The sequence below is a fragment of the Streptomyces sp. NPDC091282 genome, from assembly GCF_044757385.1.
Lineage (GTDB): Bacteria > Actinomycetota > Actinomycetes > Streptomycetales > Streptomycetaceae > Streptomyces > Streptomyces gramineus.
Map to the genome: position 1 here is coordinate 386,408 of NZ_JBIVUX010000001.1, position 21,863 is coordinate 408,270.

Here is a 21,863-nt window from a genome sequence, read left to right on the forward strand (position 1 = left end):
GAACAGCCCCACCGTCGTCCCCCGACCGCTCGCCCCCGAACCGGATCGCAAGCGGAACACCATGGGCCCCGTGGATCCGTGTCCGCCCGGTGCGTCTCCCCGCCAGGCGGTGATCTCAGCGTAGCGCTCTGGGCACGGAATGTGCCGCCCGTTACCGGAACGAGCCCCGAACCCCTTCAGGAATACCCCCAGGGGGTATATATGTTGGGGGTAGGAGAGATCCGCACCTGACACCGGGGGTCAGCCATGGACCACGACCACACTCTTCACGAGCACCATGAACATCACGAGCACCACGACGCGCACGGCGCGCACGGCCCGGCCGGCGCGTCCTGGGCCATGGCCGCCCAGGCGACCCTGCACTGCCTCACCGGCTGCGCGATCGGCGAGGTGCTGGGCATGGTCGTCGGCACGGCCCTCGGCTGGGGCAACCTGCCGACCACGCTGCTGGCGATCGTGCTGGCGTTCTTCTTCGGCTACTCGCTCACCATGCGCGGAGTCCTGAGGGCCGGCGTCGACCTGCGCACCGCGGTGCGCGTGGCGCTGGCCGCGGACACCCTGTCGATCGCCGTGATGGAGCTGATCGACAACGGCACGATCCTGGTCTGGCCGGCCGCGATGGACGCCCACCTGGGCGACGCGCTGTTCTGGATCTCACTGGCCGTCTCGCTGGTGATCGCCTTCGTGGTGACGACCCCGGTCAACAAGTGGACGATCGGCCGCGGCAAGGGGCACGCGGTGGTGCACCGGTACCACCACTGACCCCGCCCGGCGGACGTCAGAGTTCCGGACCGTCCCCCGGCCCCTCCTGGTAGGAGTAGCGCTGCTCCTTCCAGGGGTCGCCGAGGTTGTGGTAGCCGCGCTCCTCCCAGAAGCCGCGGCGGTCGGCGGTCATGTACTCGATGCCGCGGACCCACTTGGGGCCCTTCCAGGCGTACAGCTGGGGGACTACCAGGCGCACCGGGAAGCCGTGTTCGGCGGTGAGGAGTTCACCGTCCCGGTGGGTGGCGAAGATCGTGCGGTCGGTGGCGAAGTCCGCGAGGCGCAGGTTGGAGCTGAAGCCGTACTCGGCCCACACCATCACATGGGTGACGTCGGCGGCGGGCGGAGCGAGTTCCAGGACGGTTCGCGCCGGGATCCCGCCCCACTCGGCGCCCAGCATGCTGAACTTCGTCACGCAGTGCAGGTCGGCCACCACGGTGGCGTAGGGCAGGGCCGTGAACCGCTCGTGGTCCCAGACGTGCGGGCCCGCACCGGCGGTGGCTCCGAAGACCCTGAACTCCCAGCGCTCGGGACGGAACTTGGGGACGGGTCCGTAGTGGGTGACCGGCCAGCCGCGCTGCAGCCGCTGTCCCGGCGGAAGCCCGGCTCCCGCGGCTCGACTCGACGCGTGTTCCACCGGATGACCCATGCCTTCCATCCTGACAGACCGGGAGCGGTGCATCCGACCGGACGGAACCCCTATAGATCATCAAATCGGTCAACTGATGCCAAGTGCGGCCCTACTTACTAAGTCCGCACTTACTGGACGATCTTCTGCGCCGGTGCAATCATGCGCCGCACACACCCACTGCGTCCCCACGCAACCCATGCGGAAGGAGCCTCTGCGATGCAGGGCGACCCCGAGGTCATCGAATTCCTCAACGAGCAGCTCACGGGTGAGCTCACCGCGATCAACCAGTACTTCCTGCACGCGAAGATGCAGGAGAACTTCGGCTGGTACAAGCTCGCCAAGTACACCCGGCACGAGTCGTTCGACGAGATGAAGCACGCCGAGGTGCTGACCGACCGGATCCTGTTCCTGGAGGGGCTGCCGAACTACCAGCGGCTCTTCCACGTGCGGGTCGGCCAGACCGTCAAGGAGATGTTCGAGGCCGACAAGCAGGTCGAGGTGGAGGCCATCGACCGCCTCAAGCGCGGGATCAAGGTGATGCGCGAGAAGGGCGACATCACGTCCGCGAACATCTTCGAGTCCATCCTGGAGGACGAGGAGCACCACATCGACTACCTCGACACCCAGCTGGACCTGGTGGACAAGCTCGGCGAGGCGCTCTACATCTCGCAGATCATCAACCAGCCCGAGAGCAGCTGAGCGGCCGGTCCGCGCCGGCCGGTCTAGGCCGCCTCGTCCAGCGCGTCGAGTCCGTCGAGCCCGTTCGGCGCGCCGGTGCCGGCGAGCAGCGGACGGCCCTGGTCGGCCTCCTCGCGGCGGGGGCAGGCGCCCCGGCCGAGGATCGCCTGGATCCGGCGGACGCACGATCCGCAGTCCGTCCCGGCCTTGCAGGCGGACGCGATCTGGCGGGGAGTGCAGGCGCCGTCCTCCGCGTGCCGCTTGACCTGGGCCTCGGTCACTCCGAAACAGCTGCAGACGTACACGCGGATTCACCTCCCGCCGGGATCGATCAGTGGTGCCGTCCCGAGTGGTCGGTGAGGCAAACCTAACCTTACCCATAGCGGGCGGACCGCAAAAGTGCGGTGGGGCGCGGATCGCATGTGATCCGCGCCCCACTTCAGCGCGTCGCGGCAGGTGGACGCCTCACTGGTCCCGGTACATCTCCGCGACCAGGAACGCCAGGTCCAGGGACTGGCTGCGGTTCAGCCGCGGGTCGCAGGCCGTCTCGTAGCGCTGGTGCAGGTCGTCGACGAAGATCTCGTCGCCGCCGCCCACGCACTCGGTGACGTCGTCACCGGTGAGCTCGACGTGGATGCCGCCGGGGTGGGTGCCGAGCGTCTTGTGGACCTCGAAGAAGCCCTTGACCTCGTCGAGCACGTCGTCGAAGCGGCGGGTCTTGTGGCCCGAGGCCGCCTCGAAGGTGTTGCCGTGCATCGGGTCGGTCACCCAGGCCACGGTGGCGCCCGAGGCGGTGACCTTCTCGACCAGCTCCGGGAGCTTGTCGCGGACCTTGTCCGCGCCCATCCGGACCACGAAGGTCAGCCGGCCCGGCTCGCGGTCCGGGTCGAGGCGGTCGATGTACCGCAGCGCCTCCTCGGCCGTGGTCGTCGGGCCGAGCTTGAGGCCGAGCGGGTTGCGGATCCGGGAGGCGAACTCGATGTGCGCGCCGTCCAGCTGCCGGGTGCGCTCACCGATCCACACCATGTGCCCGGAGACGTCGTACAGCTTGCCGGTGCGGGAGTCGACCCTGGTCAGGGCGGACTCGTAGTCCAGCAGCAGCGCCTCGTGGGAGGAGAAGAACTCGACCGTCTTGAACTCCTCGGGCTCCGCGCCGCAGGCCCGCATGAAGTTCAGCGCGTTGTCGATCTCGCGGGCGAGCTGCTCGTAGCGCTGGCCCGACGGGGACGACTTCACGAAGTCCTGGTTCCAGGCGTGCACCTGCCGCAGGTCCGCGTAGCCGCCGGTGGTGAAGGCACGCACCAGGTTCAGCGTGGAGGCGGACGCGTTGTACATCCGCTTCAGCCGCTCGGGGTCCGGGACGCGGGAGGCCTCGTCGAACGCGAAGCCGTTGACGGAGTCGCCCCGGTAGGTCGGCAGCGTCACCCCGTCACGGGTCTCGGTCGGCTTGGAGCGCGGCTTGGAGTACTGGCCGGCGATCCGGCCCACCTTCACCACGGGCACCGACGCCGCGTACGTCAGCACGGCACCCATCTGGAGGAGGGTCTTGAGCTTGTTGCGGATCTGGTCGGCCGACACCGCGTCGAAGGCCTCGGCGCAGTCGCCGCCCTGGAGGAGGAACGCCTCTCCCTTGGCGACGGCCGCCATCCGGGCGCGCAGCTGGTCGCACTCGCCCGCGAAGACGAGCGGCGGATACGACTCCAGCTCCGCAACGACTGCGCGCAGAGCCTCGGGGTCGGGGTACTCGGGCTGCTGCGCCGCGGGCAGGTCTCGCCAGGTGTTGCCAGCGCTCGGGCTGGTCTTAGCGTTCACGGTCACCCCGTAAACACTACGGGGTCGTGTCGCCTGATTTTTCCCTGGCTCGACTGATGAGACGGAGTGATTGTCCTGTGGACACCGGGCCGGGTGCGATATGGTTCCGGCATGCTCGCGCTTTCGAACCAGACCTGCCAGAACTGGTGGTGGACCGCTTCTCCGGCGGCCCACTGACTGCGCGTACGCACCACTTCGCGAAGGCCGCCCGAGGGGCGGCCTTCGGCGTTTCCGGGGCCGTTCCTCCTCCCACCTGCAAGGGATCCCGAGGACCATGGACCTGACCCGGCTGCTCCACGACGACCGCCCGTTCGCCCTGCTCCGCCGCCGCGCCCCCGGCCACGACGAGAACATCGTCGAGGTGCTGCTCGGCCCCGTCACCGCGCGTGACCGGCTGGCCGACCTGCCCGAGGAGGGCCTCGCGCTGGTCCCCTACCGTCAGATCCGCGAGCGCGGCTTCGACGTGCACGACGACGGCACGCCCCTGCTGGTGCTCACCCCCGAGGAGACCCACAGCCTGCCGCTCGCGGACGCCCTGGCCCAGCTGCCCGCGCACGCCGTGCGCGTCGAGGACGGCGGCTTCGACGTCGACGACGAGGAGTACGCGGAGATCGTCGGCCGGGTGCTGCGGGAGGAGATCGGGCGCGGCGAGGGCGCGAACTTCGTGATCCGGCGGACGTACCGGGGCCGGATCCCGGGCTTCGGCCGGGCCGACGCGCTCGCGCTGTTCCGGCGGCTGCTGGAGGGCGAGCGGGGTGCGTACTGGACGTTCGTGGTGCACACCGGGGACCGCACCCTGGTCGGCGCCAGTCCTGAGGTGCATGTGCGGATGACCGGCGGCACGGTGGTCATGAACCCGATCAGCGGCACCTACCGGTACCCGGCCGAGGGGCCCACCCCGGAGCACCTGCTCGGCTTCCTCGCCGACGGCAAGGAGATCGAGGAGCTGTCGATGGTCGTCGACGAGGAGCTCAAGATGATGTGCACGGTGGGCGACATGGGGGGCGTGGTGGTCGGGCCCCGGCTCAAGGAGATGGCCCATCTCGCGCACACCGAGTACGAGCTGCGCGGCCGGTCCTCGCTGGACGTGCGGGAGGTCCTGAAGGAGACCATGTTCGCGGCGACCGTCACGGGCTCGCCGGTGCAGAACGCCTGCCGGGTGATCGAGCGCCACGAGCCCCTCGGGCCGGACGGCGTGGGGCGCGGCTACTACGCGGGCGCGCTGGCCCTGCTCGGCCGGGACTCCGGCGGCGCCCAGACCCTGGACTCCCCGATCCTGATCCGCACCGCGGACATCGACGCGGACGGCGGGCTGCGGGTCCCGGTCGGCGCCACCCTGGTGCGCGGCTCGGATCCGGCGGGCGAGGTCGCGGAGACGCACGCGAAGGCGGCGGGGGTCCTCGCGGCCCTCGGGGTGCGGCCGGGCCGCCCGCGCGGGCAGGAGACGCGCCCGGGACTGGCCGACGACCCGCGGGTGCGGGCGGCGCTGGACGGGCGCCGGGCCGCGCTGGCGCCGTTCTGGCTGCGGATGCAGGAGCGGACCGGCGAGCTGGCCGGGCACGCGCTGGTGGTGGACGGCGAGGACACGTTCACCGCGATGCTCGCGCACGTACTGCGGGCTGCCGGGCTCGACGTGACCGTCCGGCGCTACGACGAGCCGGGGCTGCGGGCGGCGGTGCTCGCCCACGAGGGTCCGGTGGTGCTGGGTCCGGGACCCGGTGACCCGTCCGACCTGGACGATCCGAAGATGCGGTTCCTGCGGGACCTCGCGGCGACCGTGGTCCGGGAGCACCGGCACGGCGTGCTGGGCGTGTGCCTGGGACACGAGCTGATCGCGGCCGAGCTGGGCCTGGACATCGTGCGCAAGCAGGTGCCGTACCAGGGGGCGCAGACCACCGTGGACCTGTTCGGGCGGCCGGAGACGGTCGGCTTCTACAACAGCTTCGTGGCCCGCTGCGACGAGGACGCGGCCCGGGAGCTGGCGGCGCACGGCGTGGAGGTGAGCCGGGCGGCCGACGGCGAGGTGCACGCGGTACGGGGGCCTGGCTTCGCCGGGGTGCAGTTCCACCCCGAGTCGGTGCTGTCCCTGAACGGCGCCGCCGTGGTGCGGGAGCTGATCGGCCAGGTCCGCGCGGCGGGCAGGTCCGCCGAGCGGCGCCCGGCCCGCTAGCGGCGGAGCCGGGGATGCCGTCCGGGCTGCGGTGCGGGGCCCGGACGGACGGGCCCGGCGCCGTGCGGCGCGGGCCCGCCGGGACGCGGCCGCGGGATCAGCCGAAGAACACCCCGACCTCTTCGTAGAGCTTCGGGTCGACGGTCTTGAGCTTCGCCGTGGCCTGCGCGATCGGCACCCGCACGATGTCGGTGCCGCGCAGCGCGACCATCTTGCCGAAGTCCCCGTCGCGCACCGCGTCGATGGCGTGCAGACCGAAGCGGGTGGCCAGCCAGCGGTCGAAGGCGCTGGGCGTGCCGCCGCGCTGGATGTGCCCGAGGACGGTGGTACGGGCCTCCTTCCCGGTGCGCTTCTCGATCTCCTTGGCCAGCCATTCGCCGACGCCGGAGAGCCGGACGTGCCCGAAGGAGTCCAGCGACTGGTCCTTGAGCACCATCTCGCCGTCCTTGGGCATGGCCCCCTCGGCGACGACGACGATCGGGGCGTACGACGCCTTGAACCGGGACGTGATCCAGGCGCAGACCTGGTCGACGTCGAAGCGCTGTTCCGGGATGAGGATGACGTTGGCACCGCCGGCCAGGCCGGAGTGCAGGGCGATCCAGCCGGCGTGCCGGCCCATCACCTCGCAGACCAGGACCCGCATGTGCGACTCGGCGGTGGTGTGCAGCCGGTCGATGGCCTCGGTGGCGATGCCGACGGCGGTGTCGAATCCGAAGGTGTAGTCGGTGGCGGACAGGTCGTTGTCGATGGTCTTGGGCACGCCGACGACGGGCACGCCGTACTCGTCGGTGAGCCGGGCGGCCACGCCGAGGGTGTCCTCGCCGCCGATCGCGACGAGCGCCTCGACCTCCAGCTTGGCGAGGTTGTCCTTGATGCGCCGGATCCCGTCCTCCTGCTTCAGCGGATTGGTCCGCGAGGAGCCGAGGATGGTGCCGCCGCGGGGCAGGATGCCGCGCACGGCGGGGATGTCGAGGCGGACGGTGTCGCCTTCGAGCGGTCCGCGCCAGCCGTCCCGGAAGCCGACGAAGTCGTAGCCGTACTCCTGCACGCCCTTGCGCACGATGCCCCGGATGACGGCGTTGAGCCCGGGGCAGTCGCCGCCTCCGGTCAGTACTCCGACCCGCATGGAAATGTCCCTTCGCCGCGGTTGCCTGTGGGACTCACGCTAATGGTGATCCAGCTCACACAGGGATGGGCGCGGAAGGGCAATTCCGGTGAATTGTCGGGCGGTTGGTTTACGTCCGGGCCGCGAAGATCAGATCAGCCGCCTTCCGGACCGTCGTCCAGCCCCCGCTCTATCGCGTAGCGGACCAGCTCCACCCGGTTGTGCAACTGGAGCTTGCCGAGGGTGTTCTGCACGTGGTTCTGGACGGTGCGGTGCGAGATGACCAGGCGCTCGGCGATCTGCTTGTAGCTCAGGCCCTTGGCGACCAGCCGCAGCACCTCGGTCTCGCGGTCGGTGAGCCGGGGCGCGTCGGGGCCGCCCGCCTCCGCGGCCGGCGCCGGCTCGGAGGCCAGCCGGCGGTACTCGCCGAGCACCAGGCCGGCCAGGCCCGGCGTGAACACCGGGTCCCCCACGGCCGTCCGGCGGACCGCGTCCAGCAGTTCCTCGGTCGAGGCCGACTTCAGGAGGTAGCCGGTCGCGCCGGACTTCACCGCCTCCAGGACGTCGGCGTGCTCGCCGCTCGCCGAGAGCACCAGCACCCGCAACGCCGGGTTGTGGCCCACGAGTTCCTTGCAGACCTGCACGCCGGGCTTGGCCGGCAGATTGAGGTCGAGGACGAGCACGTCGGGCGCGGCGGCCTTGGCGCGGCGCACCGCCTGCTCGCCGTCGCCCGCGGTGGCGACCACCTCCAGGCCGGACTCGGCCAGGTCACGGGCGACCGCGTCGCGCCACATCGGGTGGTCGTCGACCACCATCACCTTGATGCTCATCGCCGCTCCGCCTTCTCCAGGGAGTCCTTCGGTACCTTCAGTTCGACTTCCGTGCCCTGCCCGGGAGTCGAGAACAGCTGGGCGCTGCCGCCGAGGTCGCGCAGCCGGCCCCGGATCGACTGGGCCACCCCGAGCCGCCCCTCCCCCTCGGCCTGGGCGAGCCGGCCCTCCGGGATGCCGGGGCCGTCGTCCCGCACGGTCACCACGATCTCGCCGGGCTCGTCCTCGACCAGGATCCAGGCCCGCGCCCCCTCCCCGGCGTGGCTGCGCACGTTGTCCAGGGCGGCGCCGACGGCCGCCGCCAGCTCCCGCGCGGGACCCGGCGCCAGCCGCACCGGCGCGCCGGGCTCGGCCAGGCTCACCCGGGCCGCGGCGTACGGCGCGAGCAGCGCCCGCAGGTCGACCGGGCCGCCGTCGTCCGGCTCGTCGACCAGGCGTACCACCGCGCCGTCGGCCGCGTCCTCGGAGGCCCGGGAGAGCGGCACCAGGCCGCCGGAGACCAGGGTGCGCAACGCCACCTCCTGCTCGCCGGCCATCCGGCCCAGCTCGGCCGCCTCGCCGCCGAGGACCGCGCCGCGCCGCTGCACCATGGCCAGGACCTGGAGCACGCCGTCGTGGATGTCCCGGGCCAGCCGCTCCCGCTCCCGGGTGGCCGCCTCGATCTCCAGGGCGCGGGCCAGGGTGCGCTCGGAGGCGCGGGCCACCTCCACGACGTACCCGATGGCGATGGAGGCGACCCAGACCAGGATCACGCTGTGGACGGTGTCGCGGGCCGGGTGGCCGCGCTCGACCAGGTTGGCGGCGGCGACCGGCGTGGAGGCGAACGCCGCCCAGCGCCAGCCGCCCTTGAGCGCCCAGGCCAGCACCGCGCCTGCGGTCCATATCGACGGCAGGGTCGGGCCGCCGCGGTCGATGTGGCCCTGGGTGACGACCCAGGGCGTGAGCACGATGCCGGTGACCGCGATCGCGAGGTCGACGGCGAGGAAGCGCCGGGTGCAGGCGGCCGCGTTCTGGACGCGGGGCAGGGTCGCCAGCGTCCAGACGGCCAGCACGGCGTAGTAGGCGATCGCGACACCCGGACGGTCGTAGTCGTCGTAGGCGGACGCGAACAGGCCCGTCGCATACAGCAGCGTCAGCACGCGGAAGCCGGTGAGGGCACGCCACAGGGGCTGCTCGACCGACATCCGTACGACGCGTTCCCGCTTCGTCATCTCCCCCGGCTCCCCCGGTACCCGTCCGCGCGACCCCCCGGCCCCGCGGCCCCCGTGCCGCCGGTCTAGGGCCTGTCCGACAATTCCCGTCGTCGCGCGGCAGACGGGAATTGTCAGGCAGGTCCTAAGACTCGGCGGCCTTCTTCTCGGCCTTCGCGGCTTCCTTCCCGGCCTTGGCCGCCTCCGCGATCTGCCGCTTGGCGGCGGTCGCGTAGATGTCGACGTACTCCTGGCCGGAGAGCTTCATGATCTCGTACATGACCTCGTCGGTCACCGCGCGCAGCACGAACCGGTCGTGTTCCATGCCCTGGTAGCGGCCGAAGTCCATCGGCGTGCCGATCCGGATGCCCGGACGCATCAGCTTGGGCATCACCTGTCCGGGCGGCTGGATCTTCTCCGTGTCGATCATGGCGACCGGGATCACCGGGGCGCCCGTCGCCAGCGCCACGCGCGCGAGGCCGCCGGGCTTGCCCCGGTAGAGACGGCCGTCGGGCGAGCGGGTGCCCTCCGGGTAGATGCCGAACAGCTCGCCGCGCTCCAGCACGTCCATGCCGCTGCGCACCGCCGCCTCGCCGGCGCCGCGTCCGCCGGAGCGGTCCACCGGCAGCTGGCCGACGCCCTTGAAGAAGGCGGCCGTCAGGCGGCCCTTCACGCCGGGCGTGGTGAAGTACTCGGCCTTCGCGATGAAGGTGACCTTGCGGTCCAGCACCGCGGGCAGGAAGAACGAGTCCGAGAAGGACAGGTGGTTACTCGCCAGGATCGCCGGGCCCTCGGCCGGGACGTTCTCCAGACCCTCCACCCAGGGCCTGAAGGCGACCTTCAGCGGTCCCCCGATGGCGACCTTCATCGCGCCGTACAACAACCGAGTGCCTCCTGTTTCCGTCGATGAGACCTTAACCCGCAGCGCCGGGAATGGCCCCGACGACCCTGGTCGGTGTCAGTGCCGTCGCGTACGGTGAAGCACATCCGAAGTCGTCTTTCGGGCCTCTCTCAGTTCCTGCCCGCTCTCATGAAGTGGAGACCGAAGGTGCCGGTTCTTCCCGGAGCCGAGCCGTACCGCCACGACGGCGGGGAGGTCGGTGTCCTGCTCTGTCATGGTTTCACCGGTTCACCGCAGTCGCTGCGCCCCTGGGCGGAGCACCACGCCGCACACGGCCTGACCGTGTCCCTGCCCCTGCTGCCCGGACACGGCACCCGCTGGGAGGACATGCAGGTCACCGGCTGGCAGGACTGGTACGCGGAGGTCGACCGCGAGCTGCGGCTGCTGCGCGAGCGCTGCTCGCAGGTGTTCGTGGCGGGCCTGTCCATGGGCGGCACGCTGGCCCTGCGGCTGGCCGCGAAGAACGGGACGGGGGTGGACGGCGTGGTGGTCGTCAACCCCGCGAACAAGGTGCACGGCCTGTCCGCGTACGCCCTTCCGGTGGCCCGCCACCTCGTCCGTACGACGCCGGGCATCGCCAGTGACATCGCCCTGCCGGGCTCCGCCGAGGTGGGGTACGACCGGGTGCCGCTGCACGCCGCGCACTCGCTGCGGAACTTCTTCCGCCGGGTGGACGGCGAGCTTCCGCAGGTCACCCAGCCGCTGCTGCTGCTGCGCAGCACCCAGGACCACGTCGTTCCCGCGGTCGACTCGGCCCGGATCCTGAGCCGGGTGTCCTCCACGGACGTAACCGAGGTAGTGCTGGAACAGAGTTACCACGTGGCGACGTTGGACTTCGATGCGGACCGGATCTTCGAGGGGAGCCTCGCCTTCATCGGCCGGCTCGCACCCAGTGTCGGCAAGGAAGGGACGGCCGCAGTTGGCTGAGCACGACTCCGACCGCGAGGACCGCGAGCCGGACGAGAAGGGGGTGCCCTTCGACGAGGCCGCCGCCTGGGCGGCGATCGTCGCGGGGTACGGCGATGAGCCGCCGGACCCGCCGGGCGCCAAGCCCTACAAGCCGGTGGAGGACCTCGCGCTGCCTCCGGCCGAGGAGGACGCCGAGGAACCCGGGGCGGCCGAGGAGCAGCGGCCCGCGCAGCCGCTCGGCAGCTCGGTCTCCTTCGCGCCCGGTGTCGGGCCGCGGGACTACCGGGCCCCGGAGTCGTCCGAGGACGACTTCGACGAGGACGACGAGGGGCACTTCGTGCCGCCCGAGCCGCCGCCGCTGCCGGCGGCCGACACGACCGCCAGGTTCGCCTGGCTGGGCGTGGTGGGCGGGCCGGTGCTGCTCCTGCTCGCCGTGCTGCTCGGCTGGGACATGACCTGGTGGCTGGCGACGCTGGGCATCGGCGGGTTCCTCGGCGGCTTCGCCACGCTGGTGACCCGGATGAAGACGGACGACGACGAGCACGACGACCCGGGACGCGGTGCCGTGGTCTGAGCCGGTCGCAGCCACCCGCGAGGACGCCGGCGCCGGGCTCCCGGGACCGGCGGGCGTGCGGTGCCCTCGGCGGGTTCAGGCCGCGGGCACCCGGAGCACGGCCAGGACCGGCAGGTGGTCCGTCGCCCCGGCGAGGTCGGCGCCGGTCACGCCCGGCAGGTCCTGCGGCACCCCGCAGCCGAGCACCTCGATGCCCTTGGTCGCGAAGATCGCGTCGATGCGCTGGTGCGGGTCGGCGGACCCGGACGTGAACTCGCCGCCCCAGGGCGCGGTGGCCCGGCAGTCCTGGAAGGCGTCGGCCAGGCGGCGGAAGGTCCGGCCGTCGGGGCGGTCGTTCAGGTCGCCGCCGGCGACGGCGTGCTCCACACCCATGCCCGCGATCCGGTCGAGGAGCATGCCGCCCTGCTCGTAGCGCTCCTCCTGCTGGAGGCTGAGGTGGAAGCTGGTGACGCCGAGGCGGGCACCGCCGAACCGGACGACGGCGGTGGCGAGGCCGCGGCGGTGCAGGCCGGGCGTGAGGGGCAGCAGCACGTCCTCGGTGCGTTCCACGGTGGCGCGGAGATCGCAGAGGACGGCGGGACCGGCCGCGGTCCCCCCGCCGGTGAGGATCACCAGGTCGCAGGCGGCGGCCAGGCGCGCGAGCTTCTTGCGCCAGCGGAAGAAGCGGGGGGCCTCCTGCACCAGGACCAGGTCCGGGGCGCAGGCCCGGATGACGCGGGCCAGGGCCTCGGTGTCGTCCCGCAGCGAGCGGACGTTGTAGCTGAGGACGCGGATGACGGCGGAACCGTCGGGCTCGGTGTGGGAGTTGGGGAGCGGCGCCATGTGGATCAATGTACGCCGGGTGGCGGGGCCGTGCGTCCGCCGGGGGTGTGGGGCGCGAGGTCCGTGCGCGGCCGCCAAACCGTCGTGGCCGGCCGCGCCGTTCCTCGCACCCCCGGGGCACTACATGATCGGGTCGGGCTCCCGGGCCAGGTCCGCGGCGCCCACCAGGCCCGCCTCGTTGCCCAGCTGGGCGGCGATCACCTCGGCCACCGGACGCCAGTTGCCGCCCACCAGCCAGCGCTTGTAGGACTTGCGGATCGGGTCCAGGACCAGTTCGCCCTCGTCGGAGAGGCCGCCGCCGACGATGAAGGCGGACGGGTCGAAGAGGGAGGCCAGGTCGGCGAGACCGGCGCCGGCCCAGCGGGCCAGCTCGCGGTAGGAGTCGACGGCGACCGGGTCGCCCTGGCGGGCGGCCATGGAGATGTGCTTGCCCTCGATGCCGTCGGGGCTGCCGTCGCCGAGCGCGAGCAGCAGCTCGGCCGCCTCCGGGGTGGCGTTGGCCCGCTGCTTGGCGTAGCGGACGAGGGCGCGGCCGGAGGCGTACTGCTCCCAGCAGCCCTGCGAACCGCAGCCGCACAGCAGCCCGTCCGGGACCATGCGGATGTGGCCGAACTCGGCGGCGACGCCGAAGTGGCCGCGGCGCAGCTTGTTGCCGATGATGATGCCGCCGCCGAGGCCGGTGCCGAGGGTGATGCAGATGACGTTGCGGTGGCCCTTGCCGGCGCCGAACCTGTACTCGCCCCAGGCCGCCGCGTTGGCGTCGTTCTCCACGACCACGGGGAGGCCGACGCGGGCCTCGACCTTCTCCTTCAACGGCTCCTGGCGCCAGTCGATGTTCGGCGCGAAGTAGACCGTGGAGCGCTGCCGGTTCACGTAGCCGGCGGCGCCGATGCCCACGCCGACGATCTCGTGTCCGGCGCGCGCACCCTCTACGGCGGAAGCAATGGCGTCCACGATGCCCTCGGGCGTGCCCGGGGTCGGCACCTTGTGGGTCGAGAGGATGTTGCCTTCCTCATCGACCACGCCGGCCGCGATCTTCGTGCCGCCGATGTCGACGCCGATGGTGAGTCCCATGAATCCCTCAGTTTCGGTCGAACCCCGCTACGGCCAACCGTACCCGAGGCCAACCCGACGGCAGGGCCTTCAGGGGGCTGTCAGTCGAGGTCGATGCGTTCGCCGGGGCCGGGGTCGTCGCCTTTGTCGTGGTCGCCGGCGGTCCAGCGGGTCTCCTGGGCCTGGACCGCGGAGCGGTAGGCGGCGAGCAGCTCGCTGCCGGCCGCGGCCAGGTGGTCGAAGACGTCGGGGTTGCGCTCTATGACGGGCTCGACGGCGTTCTTCGCCTGCTGCACGACCTGCCGGACCACCTGCTGGGCGGCGGGCCCGGCGACCGCTCCGAGGAGCGGGCTCTGGATGCCGGACAGCTTGTCGGCGACGGCGTCGACGAGTTTGCGCAGTTCCTCGGCGGCCGACCCGGCGGGCGGCCCGTACTGGGTGCGGCGGCGGGCCTTCTCCGCCTCCAGGTCCTCGGCACAGGCCGTGGCCCAGGCGTCGGCGTCGGAGACCCGTGCGTCGTCCGCGGCCTCGGAGGCGTCGTTCGTGGGGCGCTCTTCGCTCATGACGGACTCCTGCCTACGGTTCGTCCCTACGACGTTACCCGAACGGGCGTACCGGATTCATCGTCAGCGCGGCCACAGATCCGGGTCCGGGGCGAAGCGCAGCCGCAGCTCGCCCTCGCGCAGCGCGGCCCCGGCGACGGTGCAGCGGCGCAGGGCGGACGGCAGCGCGACGATCCGGCGGAAGCCGCCGACGGTGATGACGAGTTCGTCGCCGCGCCGCACGAGGTCCAGGCCGTCCCGTATCGCGCCGGGCAGCGGGATGCGCCAGACCAGGACGCCGTCCTCCTCGATGTGGTCGGTGACGGGCCACTCGACCGGTGCGGGCGCGGTGTTGACGCCGGGCACGGCGAGCGCGGCGAGGTCCTCGGCGCCGCGCGGGTCGTGCCCGAGGTGCGGCACGGCGGTGACGTCGAAGGCCTGCGTCCAGTCCGCGAGGGCCTTGCGCTGCTGGGCGGCCAGGCCGTGCAGCGGGAGGTCGTCGGGCAGGACGCGGTTGGCGATCAGGGTCTCGGTGCGCAGGCCGCGCAGGGCGAGGCCGAGGCGGGTGTCGCGGACGGCGTCGGCGCCGGCCGGGCCGGGCTCGGCGACCAGGCGTACGGCGGTGTCGCGGTCGGCGAGGACGGCCTCCACGGCGGCCAGCTCGACGTCCCAGCGGGCGGCCGTCTCGTAGAGCCAGTCGGCGGGCATGGGCACGCCGGCCAGCCGGCCGAGGACGGGGCGCAGGGCGCGGGCCGCCTGCCGTTCGGGCGGCAGCAGCCGGCGCAGGTAGCGGCGCAGTTCCTCGGGGAGGGCGAGCAGGTCCAGGGCGCGCGGGGCGGCCGGGAGGTCCACGACGAGCAGCTCGTACCGCTCGGAGAGGGTCGCGTCGCGCAGGGCGCGCAGCAGGGAGAGTTCCTCGGCGCCGGGCAGCGGAGTGAGTTCCTCGGCGTCCAGGCGGGCGGCGCCCAGCAGGTCGAGGACGCCCGCGGCGCGGGTCTGGAAGGCGGTGAGGTCCTCCCGGAAGCGGGCGCCCGCGTCCGGGCGCCAGGCGGTGAGGGCGGCGGTGACACGGGTCGGCGCGGGTCCTGTCGCCGTGCCCAGGGCGGCGCCGAGGGTGTCGGTGCGGTCGGCGCCGAGGACGAGGGTCGAAACGCCCTCGGCCGCGGCGCGCAGGGCGGTGGCCGCGGCGACGGTGGTACGGCCGCTGCCGCCGGGTCCGGTGATCAGGATGGTGCGCATGGGGGTGAACCGTAACGGAAGCGGGGCCCGCTCGACGGTGCCGGGAGCCGGGGCCGGGGGCGGGGACGCTCACCGGAGGCGGCCGTGTGCCGCCCGCGCCCGTCCGCGGGCAGGAGGGCGGCGCGAGCGCGGCGCCCGTCGAGAGGTGCGGGGAACCGCGCGGGCAGCCGCTGCCGAACCGGAGCCGAACCGCCCGGCCTTTCGCCCACCGGCGGCCGAAAGGCCGGAACGCGCGGCCGGAAAGCCGGGCGCGCTGCCCGGCCGGAGGCCCGGCCGAGGGTTACGCGCCCGACTCGACCCGCTTCTTCAGTCCCGCCAGCGCCCGGTCGATGATGACCTTCTCCGCCTTGCGCTTGATCATCCCCAGCATCGGGATCTTCACGTCCACGGTCAGCGAGTAGGTGACCTCGGTCGCCCCGGCGCCGGCCGGCTTCAGCAGGTAGGAGCCGTCCAGCGAGCGCAGCATCTGGGACTTCACCAGCGTCCAGGCCACCTCGTTGTCCCCGGTCCAGGTGTAGCCGAGGGTCTGGTCGTCCTTGATCGCACCCGCGTCCATGACGAGGCGGACCTGCTCGGCGCGGCCGCGCGCGTCGGTCTTGAGCACCTCGGCCTCCTTCACCTCACCGGTCCAGTCCGGGTAGCGGGCGAAGTCGGCGATCACCGCCATGACGTCGGCCGGGGCCGCCTCGATCGTGATGCTCGAGCTGGTGTGTTCCGCCATCGCCGTGGCTCCTCCAGATGCGGGCCGGTGAGACCGGTACAAGGGGTCTCCGTGCGCGGGCGTGCGCACGCGTGTGCAGCGTGAAGGCTACCGCGCGCCGACCAGGCGACTTCACCCCCGGTCCGGGGCCGCCGTCACCATTCCAGCGCCCAGGGGCGGCCGGTGCCGGCGAAGTGTCCGACGTTCACGCACTCGGTGGCTCCGATCCGCATCCGCTTCACCAGCGGCTGGTGGACATGTCCGAAGAGCGAATAACGCGGCCTGGTGCGCCGGATGGCGTCGAGCAGGGCCCGGCTGCCCCGTTCGAAACGGCGCGCCACCGTGTCGTACACCAGCTCCGGCACCTCCGGCGGGATGTGCGTGCACAGCACGTCGACCTCGCCGAGCGCCTCGATCTTGGCCGCGTACTCCTCGTCGGAGATCTCGTAGGGGGTGCGCATCGGCGTGCGCAGTCCGCCGCCCACGAAGCCGAAGACACGGCCGCCGATCTCCACCCTCTGCCCGTCCAGGACGGTGGTGCCCGCTCCGGCGTACTCCGGCCACAGCGGGGGGATGTCGACGTTGCCGTAGGTGGCGTACGTCGGGGTGGGGAAGGCCGCGAACATCTCGGCGTACTGCTTGCGGACCGCCTTCTCGATGGCGGTCGCCCGGTCCATGCCGATGCCGCCCCACAGCCGGGCGCCCAGTTCCCGTGCCTCCTCGAAGCGGCGGGCGGTGCGCAGTTCGACGAGGCGGTCGGCGTTCTCGACGCCGAACAGGTCGGGGAAGATGCCGCGCGAGTGGTCGGCGTAGTCGAGGAAGAGGACGAGGTCGCCGAGGCAGATCAGGGCGTCGGCGCCGTCGCCGGCCCGGGCCAGGTCACGGGTGTTGCCGTGCACGTCGCTGACCACGTGGACGCGGGTCCTGCGGTTGCCTGAGGGTGTGGCTGCCATGGTGATCAAGCGTAGGCCTGTGCGGCAAACGTGAACAGGCAGTGGCCGGACCTGCGGTTACTGGTCAGTCACTAAAGCGGTGGACTACCGTACGCGAAGGAACACCCAATCTGTGTGACGCACCGAACATCTCGCCGGGACCCCCTGTCCTAGAAGCCATACCGGCGGGTAACGTCCGGGCAGTCCAGTCGTGCTCAGGAATTCAACCAACGGATCATGTGGCCCGTGGCGAAGCCCTGAGCACCTGCCCGAGCCTTGGACCGCACCGTCGCATCGCACAACGTCGTGGCGCCGGCGCCCTATGAGGAGCAGCAGTCTTGCGCGAGTTCAGCCTTCCGGCTTTGTACGAGGTCCCCGCGGACGGCAATCTGACCGACATCGTCCGCAGAAACGCCGCGCAGCACCCGGATGTCGCCGTCATGGCCCGCAAGGTCGGGGGTGTCTGGCAGGACGTGACCGCGACCGCCTTCCTGACGGAGGTGCACGCGGCCGCCAAGGGACTCATCGCCTCCGGCGTGCAGCCGGGCGACCGGGTCGGCCTGATGTCCCGCACCCGCTACGAGTGGACGCTCCTCGACTTCGCGATCTGGTGCGCCGGCGCGGTCACCGTGCCGGTCTACGAGACCAGCTCGCCCGAGCAGGTGCAGTGGATCCTCAGCGACTCCGGCGCGACCGCGTGCGTCGTCGAACTCGACAGCCACGCGGCCGCCGTCGAGTCGGTGCGCGAGACGCTGCCGGCCCTCAAGCAGGTGTGGCAGATCGAGGCCGGCGGCCTGGAGGAGCTGGGCAGGCTCGGCCAGGGCGTCACGGACGCGACCGTCGAGGAACGCAGCTCGCAGGCGAAGGCCGACGACCCGGCGACCATCGTCTACACCTCGGGGACGACGGGCCGTCCCAAGGGCTGCGTCCTGACGCACCGCAACTTCTTCGCCGAGTGCGGCAACATCGTGGAGCGGCTGCGCCCGCTGTTCCGCACCGGCGAGTGCAGCGTCCTGCTCTTCCTCCCGCTCGCCCACGTCTTCGGGCGGCTCGTGCAGATCGCCCCGATGATGGCGCCGATCAAGCTGGGCTGCGTCCCGGACATCAAGAACCTCACCGACGAACTGGCCTCCTTCCGGCCGACGCTGGTCCTCGGCGTCCCGCGGGTCTTCGAGAAGGTCTACAACTCGGCGCGCGCCAAGGCGCAGGCGGACGGCAAGGGCAAGATCTTCGACAAGGCCGCGGACACCGCGATCGCGTACAGCAAGGCGCTGGACACGCCGTCGGGCGCGTCGCTGGGCCTGCGGATCAAGCACCGGACCTTCGACAAGCTCGTCTACAGCAAGCTGCGCGCGGTGCTCGGCGGCCGGGGCGAGTACGCCATCTCCGGCGGCGCCCCGCTCGGCGAGCGCCTCGGCCACTTCTTCCGCGGCATCGGCTTCACGGTCCTGGAGGGCTACGGCCTGACCGAGTCCTGTGCCGCGACCGCGTTCAACCCCTGGGACCGGCAGAAGATCGGCACGGTCGGGCAGCCGCTGCCCGGCTCGGTGGTCCGCATCGCGGACGACGGCGAGGTGCTGCTGCACGGCGAGCACCTGTTCAAGGAGTACTGGAACAACCCCGGCGCCACCGCCGAGGCGCTCGCCGACGGCTGGTTCCACACCGGCGACATCGGCACCCTGGACGAGGACGGCTACCTCAGGATCACCGGCCGCAAGAAGGAGATCATCGTCACCGCGGGCGGCAAGAACGTCGCTCCGGCCGTGATCGAGGACCGCATCCGCGCGCACGCGCTGGTCGCGGAGTGCATGGTGGTGGGCGACGGGCGGCCGTTCGTGGGCGCGCTGGTCACCGTCGACGACGAGTTCCTCGGCCGCTGGGCGGCCGACCACGGCAAGCCGGCGGGTTCCACCGCGGCGTCGCTGCGTGACGACCCGGACCTGGTCGCGGCGATCCAGGACGCGGTCGACGACGGCAACGCCGCGGTGTCGAAGGCGGAATCGGTGCGGAAGTTCCGCATTCTGTCCTCCCAGTTCTCGGAGGAGTCGGGCCACCTGACGCCGTCCCTGAAGCTCAAGCGCAACGTGGTGGCGAAGGACTACGCGGACGAGATCGAGGCCATCTACGCGAAGTAGGGGCTCACATGTCCTCGGCGAGGACCCGGTCCATCGTCCGCTCGGCGAGCGCGGTGATGGTCACGAACGGGTTCACGCCGATGTTCCCGGGCACCAGTGAGCCGTCCGTGACGTACAGCCTGGGATAGCCCTTCACCCGGCCCCAGTCGTCGGTCGCCCGGCCCAGCACGCAGCCGCCCAGCGGGTGGTAGCAGAAGTCGTCCGCGAACACCTTGCTGCCCGACCCGAACAGGTCGTACCGGTAGATCGTGGCGTTGGCCAGGTTGATCCGGTCGAAGAGCTTCTTGGCCATGGCGACCGAGACCGCGCTCTGGGCCGCGGTCCAGCCGAGTTTCACGCCGTCGCTCGCCGCGTCGTAGGTGAAGGACGCCCGTTGCGGGTTCTTGGTGATCGCCAGGTACAGGCTCACCCAGGTCTCGAAGCCGATGGGCAGCGGGGCGATCTCCGCGAAGACCGGGTTGGATGTGTTGGCCCAGTCGTCGATGCCCATCACCGGCATGGTCGCCTGGTTGGCGCCGGTGGTGTCCCAGATGTGGTTGGCCCGTCCGACCATCGTGTTGCCGTTGGTGCTCCACCCGGCGCCGACACCGGGGTCGAGCGCGGGCAGGGCCCCGGTGTCCCGGGCGCGTACGAGGAGTTCGCTGGTGCCGAGGCTCCCGCCGCCGAGGAACAGGTAGGCGCAGCTGTACTGCTTGGTCTCGACGACGGCTCCGGTCGCGTCGATCCGGTCGACGCCGAGCAGCCAGCTCCCGTCGGCCGCGCGGCTGATGGTCCGCACCTTCTCCAGGGTGTGGAGGGTGAGGTTGCCGGTGCCGAGGGCGGCGGCGAGGTAGGTCTTGTCGAGGCTCTTCTTGCCGTGGTTGTTGCCGTAGATGACCTCCTGCGCGAGCGCGGACTTCGCGGCGGTGCCGGCGGCCTCCTGCTGCATGTACCCGAAGTCGTAGACGTTGGGCACGAAGGTGGTCCTGAGACCGGCGTTGGCGGCGGCCTTCCTGGAGGTCCGGGTGAACCGGTACCACTCCGTCGACTCGAACCAGGCGGGGTCGACGGTGTTGACGCCGAGCATGGCGCGGGCGCGCGGGTAGTACGTGCCGTACATCGCGTTCACGTCCACGGTCGGGAACTGCTCGGCGAAGTACGACTGGAGCGGGGTGACCGCCATCCCTCCGTTGACCAGCGAGCCCCCGCCGACGCCGCGCCCGACGTAGACGGACATGTTGTCGTAGTGCACCCGGTCGAGGACTCCGGGGTAGGGGGTGATGTCCTTGTTGACGACGTCCAGCCACAGGAAGCTGGCCAGCGGGGCCTCGGTGCGGGTCTTGAACCACATGGACCGCTTGTCCGGGGCGGCGGTGGAGCAGAAGACCTTGCCGTCGGAGCCGGCCGTGTTCCACAGCTGCCCCATCTCGATCATCAGGGTCCGCACCCCGGCCTGGCCGAGCCGGAGTGCGGCCACGGCCCCGCCGTAGCCGGAACCGACCACGATCGCGGGCGCGTTGTCGACGGCGGGCGCCTCCTCGGCGGCCTGCGCGGACCGGAGCTGGACGCGGGTGAGACCGGCCGCGGCGGCGGTCTGGAGGGCGATCATGCCCAGGATATGACGTCTCGTCAGCTGACGCTGCATCAGTTTTGCTGTCATGCGCGCAGCATGGGCGGATTTTCCGGTTCCGCCTAGACCTGCGGCCGAGTTGGTGACAACCGGCGGGCGCGTATCTCTAGAGCAGTTCCTTCAGGCGCTCCGCGAGGAGGTCCCACCGCCACTTCTCCTCGACCCACCGCCGCCCGCGCTCCCCCATCCGCCGCCGCAGTTCGGGATCGCCCAGGAGCGCCACGACGCGCTCGGCGGTCTCCTCGGGGGAGCCGCCCCGCACCACCCAGCCGGTCTCCCCGTCGAGCACCGCGTCCGGCGCGCCGCCCGAGTCGCCGGCCACCACCGGCAGTCCGGTCGCCGAGGCCTCCAGGTAGACGATGCCGAGCCCTTCCACGTCCAGGCCGCCGCGCCGGGTCCGGCAGGGCATCGCGAAGACGTCGCCTGCGCCGTAGTGCGCGGGCAGCTCGGCCCACGGCACGGCGCCGGTGAACCGCACCGACGCCTCGACGCCCGTCTCCCTGGCCAGCCGCCGCAGTTCCTTCTCGTACGGGCCGCCGCCCACGATCAGCAGCACCGCGTCCGGCTCGGCGGCCAGGATCAGCGGCAGCGCGAGGATCAGCGTGTCCTGCCCCTTGCGCGGCACCAGCCGCGACACGCAGACGACCACCGGCCGGTCGGTCAGCCCGAGCCGCGCCCGCACCTCGGCACCTCCGGACCCCGGGTGGAAGGTCTTCTCGTCCACGCCGGGCGGCAGCTGGACCATCCGGGCGGCCGCGGCCGGACGGAGCGCGGTGGCGATCCGCGAGCGCGTGTACTCGCCGAGGTAGGTGATCGTGTCGGTCGTCTCGCCGATCCTCCCGAGCAGCTGACGGGCGGCGGGCAGCTGGGCCCAGCCGGCCTCGTGGCCGTGGGTGGTGGCGACCAGCCGCCGGGCGCCCGCGGCGCGCAGCGCCGGTGCCATCAGGCCGAGCGGCGCCGCCGCCCCGAACCACACGGAGGTGCACCCGTGCTCCCGGAGCAGCCGCACCGCCGTCCGGGTCGCCCCCGGCGTGGGCAGCAGCATCGTCGTACGGTCCCGTACGACGGTGAAGGGCTGTTCCGCGTCGAAGGCGGCGGTGGCCTCGACACCCTCCCGGCCCCGCTTCCAGGTGGACGCGTAGACCACCAGCCGCTCCGGGTCCAGCCGCAGGGCCATGTTGTGCAGGAAGGCCTGGATGCCGCCGGGCCGGGGCGGGAAGTCGTTCGTCACGATGAGGGTCCTGTGCATCGCGGCCGACCTTACCCGCC

Annotated in this window: 22 protein-coding genes; 7 read left to right on the top strand and 15 right to left on the bottom strand. The window is 72.0% G+C overall.

What is annotated here, in order from left to right:
* Positions 1–246: 246 nt before the first annotated feature.
* On the top strand, positions 247–762 hold the full coding sequence (locus tag ACIQOE_RS01810) for a DUF4396 domain-containing protein (RefSeq protein ID WP_365555223.1): 516 nt from the start codon (positions 247–249) through the stop codon (positions 760–762).
* Between the two features lie 16 nt (positions 763–778).
* Here ACIQOE_RS01810 and ACIQOE_RS01815 read toward each other — a convergent pair whose 3' ends face one another.
* On the bottom strand, positions 779–1,411 hold the full coding sequence (locus ACIQOE_RS01815; RefSeq protein WP_351325220.1) for a sulfite oxidase-like oxidoreductase: 633 nt from the start codon (positions 1,409–1,411) through the stop codon (positions 779–781).
* A gap of 198 nt (positions 1,412–1,609) precedes the next feature.
* On the opposite strand from ACIQOE_RS01815, the gene bfr reads away from it, so the two are divergent.
* Positions 1,610–2,092 (top strand): bacterioferritin, encoded by a 483-nt coding sequence (gene bfr / locus ACIQOE_RS01820; RefSeq protein ID WP_351325221.1) that lies wholly within the window; start codon positions 1,610–1,612, stop codon positions 2,090–2,092.
* Positions 2,093–2,115: 23 nt separating this feature from the next.
* Here bfr and ACIQOE_RS01825 read toward each other — a convergent pair whose 3' ends face one another.
* Positions 2,116–2,376 (bottom strand): (2Fe-2S)-binding protein, encoded by a 261-nt coding sequence (locus ACIQOE_RS01825; RefSeq protein WP_365555220.1) that lies wholly within the window; start codon positions 2,374–2,376, stop codon positions 2,116–2,118.
* A gap of 160 nt (positions 2,377–2,536) precedes the next feature.
* A complete protein-coding gene (locus tag ACIQOE_RS01830) occupies positions 2,537–3,889 on the bottom strand; it encodes a class II 3-deoxy-7-phosphoheptulonate synthase (protein ID WP_351325225.1) in 1,353 nt (450 codons plus the stop codon).
* A 105-nt stretch (positions 3,890–3,994) separates the two neighbouring features.
* On the opposite strand from ACIQOE_RS01830, the gene ACIQOE_RS01835 reads away from it, so the two are divergent.
* Positions 3,995–4,060 (top strand): trp operon leader peptide, encoded by a 66-nt coding sequence (locus ACIQOE_RS01835; protein WP_351325383.1) that lies wholly within the window; start codon positions 3,995–3,997, stop codon positions 4,058–4,060.
* A 97-nt stretch (positions 4,061–4,157) separates the two neighbouring features.
* Complete coding sequence (locus ACIQOE_RS01840; protein ID WP_401408980.1) at positions 4,158–6,053, top strand: anthranilate synthase family protein; 1,896 nt, start codon at positions 4,158–4,160, stop codon at positions 6,051–6,053.
* 97 nt (positions 6,054–6,150) lie between these two features.
* Here ACIQOE_RS01840 and ACIQOE_RS01845 read toward each other — a convergent pair whose 3' ends face one another.
* From ACIQOE_RS01845 to ACIQOE_RS01860, 4 genes are all read right to left on the bottom strand, one after another.
* On the bottom strand, positions 6,151–7,179 hold the full coding sequence (locus ACIQOE_RS01845; protein WP_351325228.1) for a 6-phosphofructokinase: 1,029 nt from the start codon (positions 7,177–7,179) through the stop codon (positions 6,151–6,153).
* Positions 7,180–7,313: 134 nt separating this feature from the next.
* Positions 7,314–7,988 (bottom strand): response regulator transcription factor, encoded by a 675-nt coding sequence (locus ACIQOE_RS01850; RefSeq protein ID WP_351325230.1) that lies wholly within the window; start codon positions 7,986–7,988, stop codon positions 7,314–7,316.
* Entirely contained in the window at positions 7,985–9,199 is a 1,215-nt protein-coding gene (gene macS, locus ACIQOE_RS01855) for a MacS family sensor histidine kinase (protein ID WP_351325231.1), read from the bottom strand. The genes ACIQOE_RS01850 and macS overlap by 4 nt, the downstream gene beginning before the upstream one ends.
* A gap of 124 nt (positions 9,200–9,323) precedes the next feature.
* Positions 9,324–10,058: a lysophospholipid acyltransferase family protein gene (locus ACIQOE_RS01860; RefSeq protein ID WP_401408985.1), complete on the bottom strand. Its 735-nt coding sequence runs from the start codon at positions 10,056–10,058 to the stop codon at positions 9,324–9,326.
* Positions 10,059–10,226: 168 nt separating this feature from the next.
* Here ACIQOE_RS01860 and ACIQOE_RS01865 point away from each other — a divergent pair, with 168 nt between their 5' ends.
* Both ACIQOE_RS01865 and ACIQOE_RS01870 read left to right on the top strand, forming a co-directional pair.
* Positions 10,227–11,006 carry an alpha/beta fold hydrolase gene (locus tag ACIQOE_RS01865; protein ID WP_351325234.1) on the top strand — a complete coding sequence of 260 codons (780 nt, stop codon included), beginning with the start codon at positions 10,227–10,229 and terminating at the stop codon, positions 11,004–11,006.
* Positions 10,999–11,562, top strand: a complete 564-nt coding sequence (locus ACIQOE_RS01870; protein ID WP_351325236.1) for a hypothetical protein — start codon at positions 10,999–11,001, stop codon at positions 11,560–11,562. Before ACIQOE_RS01865 ends, ACIQOE_RS01870 begins: the two co-directional genes overlap by 8 nt.
* Before the next feature lie 75 nt (positions 11,563–11,637).
* Here the strand turns inward: ACIQOE_RS01870 and ACIQOE_RS01875 are convergent, their stop codons facing one another.
* The 6 genes from ACIQOE_RS01875 to ACIQOE_RS01900 form a co-directional block, all read right to left on the bottom strand.
* On the bottom strand, positions 11,638–12,384 hold the full coding sequence (locus tag ACIQOE_RS01875) for an endonuclease/exonuclease/phosphatase family protein (RefSeq protein WP_365555211.1): 747 nt from the start codon (positions 12,382–12,384) through the stop codon (positions 11,638–11,640).
* A 120-nt stretch (positions 12,385–12,504) separates the two neighbouring features.
* Complete coding sequence (locus tag ACIQOE_RS01880) at positions 12,505–13,458, bottom strand: ROK family glucokinase (RefSeq protein WP_351325240.1); 954 nt, start codon at positions 13,456–13,458, stop codon at positions 12,505–12,507.
* Positions 13,459–13,538: 80 nt separating this feature from the next.
* Positions 13,539–14,000, bottom strand: a complete 462-nt coding sequence (locus tag ACIQOE_RS01885; protein WP_351325242.1) for a DUF5304 domain-containing protein — start codon at positions 13,998–14,000, stop codon at positions 13,539–13,541.
* Positions 14,001–14,063: 63 nt separating this feature from the next.
* The gene (locus ACIQOE_RS01890; protein WP_401408990.1) at positions 14,064–15,218 is read right to left on the bottom strand and encodes an ArsA family ATPase; all 1,155 of its coding nucleotides are present in this window, start codon (positions 15,216–15,218) and stop codon (positions 14,064–14,066) included.
* Between the two features lie 280 nt (positions 15,219–15,498).
* Positions 15,499–15,939 carry an SRPBCC family protein gene (locus ACIQOE_RS01895; protein ID WP_351325245.1) on the bottom strand — a complete coding sequence of 147 codons (441 nt, stop codon included), beginning with the start codon at positions 15,937–15,939 and terminating at the stop codon, positions 15,499–15,501.
* Positions 15,940–16,073: 134 nt separating this feature from the next.
* Positions 16,074–16,871, bottom strand: a complete 798-nt coding sequence (locus ACIQOE_RS01900) for a metallophosphoesterase (protein ID WP_351325246.1) — start codon at positions 16,869–16,871, stop codon at positions 16,074–16,076.
* Between the two features lie 317 nt (positions 16,872–17,188).
* Here ACIQOE_RS01900 and ACIQOE_RS01905 point away from each other — a divergent pair, with 317 nt between their 5' ends.
* Positions 17,189–18,985: an AMP-dependent synthetase/ligase gene (locus tag ACIQOE_RS01905; RefSeq protein WP_365555206.1), complete on the top strand. Its 1,797-nt coding sequence runs from the start codon at positions 17,189–17,191 to the stop codon at positions 18,983–18,985.
* Positions 18,986–18,989: 4 nt separating this feature from the next.
* On the opposite strand, the gene ACIQOE_RS01910 is transcribed toward ACIQOE_RS01905, so the two are convergent.
* Both ACIQOE_RS01910 and ACIQOE_RS01915 read right to left on the bottom strand, forming a co-directional pair.
* Positions 18,990–20,624, bottom strand: a complete 1,635-nt coding sequence (locus tag ACIQOE_RS01910) for a GMC oxidoreductase (RefSeq protein WP_365555204.1) — start codon at positions 20,622–20,624, stop codon at positions 18,990–18,992.
* Between the two features lie 76 nt (positions 20,625–20,700).
* Positions 20,701–21,843 (bottom strand): glycosyltransferase family 4 protein, encoded by a 1,143-nt coding sequence (locus ACIQOE_RS01915; RefSeq protein ID WP_351325251.1) that lies wholly within the window; start codon positions 21,841–21,843, stop codon positions 20,701–20,703.
* Positions 21,844–21,863: the final 20 nt, after the last annotated feature.

Coding starts and splice junctions, on each gene's coding strand:
- ACIQOE_RS01900 (WP_351325246.1), bottom strand. CDS start 16,871: ATGGCAGCCACACCCTCAGGCAACCGCAGGACCCGCGTCCACGTGGTC.
- ACIQOE_RS01810 (WP_365555223.1), top strand. CDS start 247: ATGGACCACGACCACACTCTTCACGAGCACCATGAACATCACGAGCAC.
- bfr (WP_351325221.1), top strand. CDS start 1,610: ATGCAGGGCGACCCCGAGGTCATCGAATTCCTCAACGAGCAGCTCACG.
- ACIQOE_RS01875 (WP_365555211.1), bottom strand. CDS start 12,384: ATGGCGCCGCTCCCCAACTCCCACACCGAGCCCGACGGTTCCGCCGTC.
- ACIQOE_RS01890 (WP_401408990.1), bottom strand. CDS start 15,218: ATGCGCACCATCCTGATCACCGGACCCGGCGGCAGCGGCCGTACCACC.
- ACIQOE_RS01880 (WP_351325240.1), bottom strand. CDS start 13,458: ATGGGACTCACCATCGGCGTCGACATCGGCGGCACGAAGATCGCGGCC.
- ACIQOE_RS01895 (WP_351325245.1), bottom strand. CDS start 15,939: ATGGCGGAACACACCAGCTCGAGCATCACGATCGAGGCGGCCCCGGCC.
- ACIQOE_RS01845 (WP_351325228.1), bottom strand. CDS start 7,179: ATGCGGGTCGGAGTACTGACCGGAGGCGGCGACTGCCCCGGGCTCAAC.
- macS (WP_351325231.1), bottom strand. CDS start 9,199: ATGACGAAGCGGGAACGCGTCGTACGGATGTCGGTCGAGCAGCCCCTG.
- ACIQOE_RS01885 (WP_351325242.1), bottom strand. CDS start 14,000: ATGAGCGAAGAGCGCCCCACGAACGACGCCTCCGAGGCCGCGGACGAC.
- ACIQOE_RS01815 (WP_351325220.1), bottom strand. CDS start 1,411: ATGGGTCATCCGGTGGAACACGCGTCGAGTCGAGCCGCGGGAGCCGGG.
- ACIQOE_RS01850 (WP_351325230.1), bottom strand. CDS start 7,988: ATGAGCATCAAGGTGATGGTGGTCGACGACCACCCGATGTGGCGCGAC.
- ACIQOE_RS01840 (WP_401408980.1), top strand. CDS start 4,158: ATGGACCTGACCCGGCTGCTCCACGACGACCGCCCGTTCGCCCTGCTC.
- ACIQOE_RS01910 (WP_365555204.1), bottom strand. CDS start 20,624: ATGACAGCAAAACTGATGCAGCGTCAGCTGACGAGACGTCATATCCTG.
- ACIQOE_RS01915 (WP_351325251.1), bottom strand. CDS start 21,843: ATGCACAGGACCCTCATCGTGACGAACGACTTCCCGCCCCGGCCCGGC.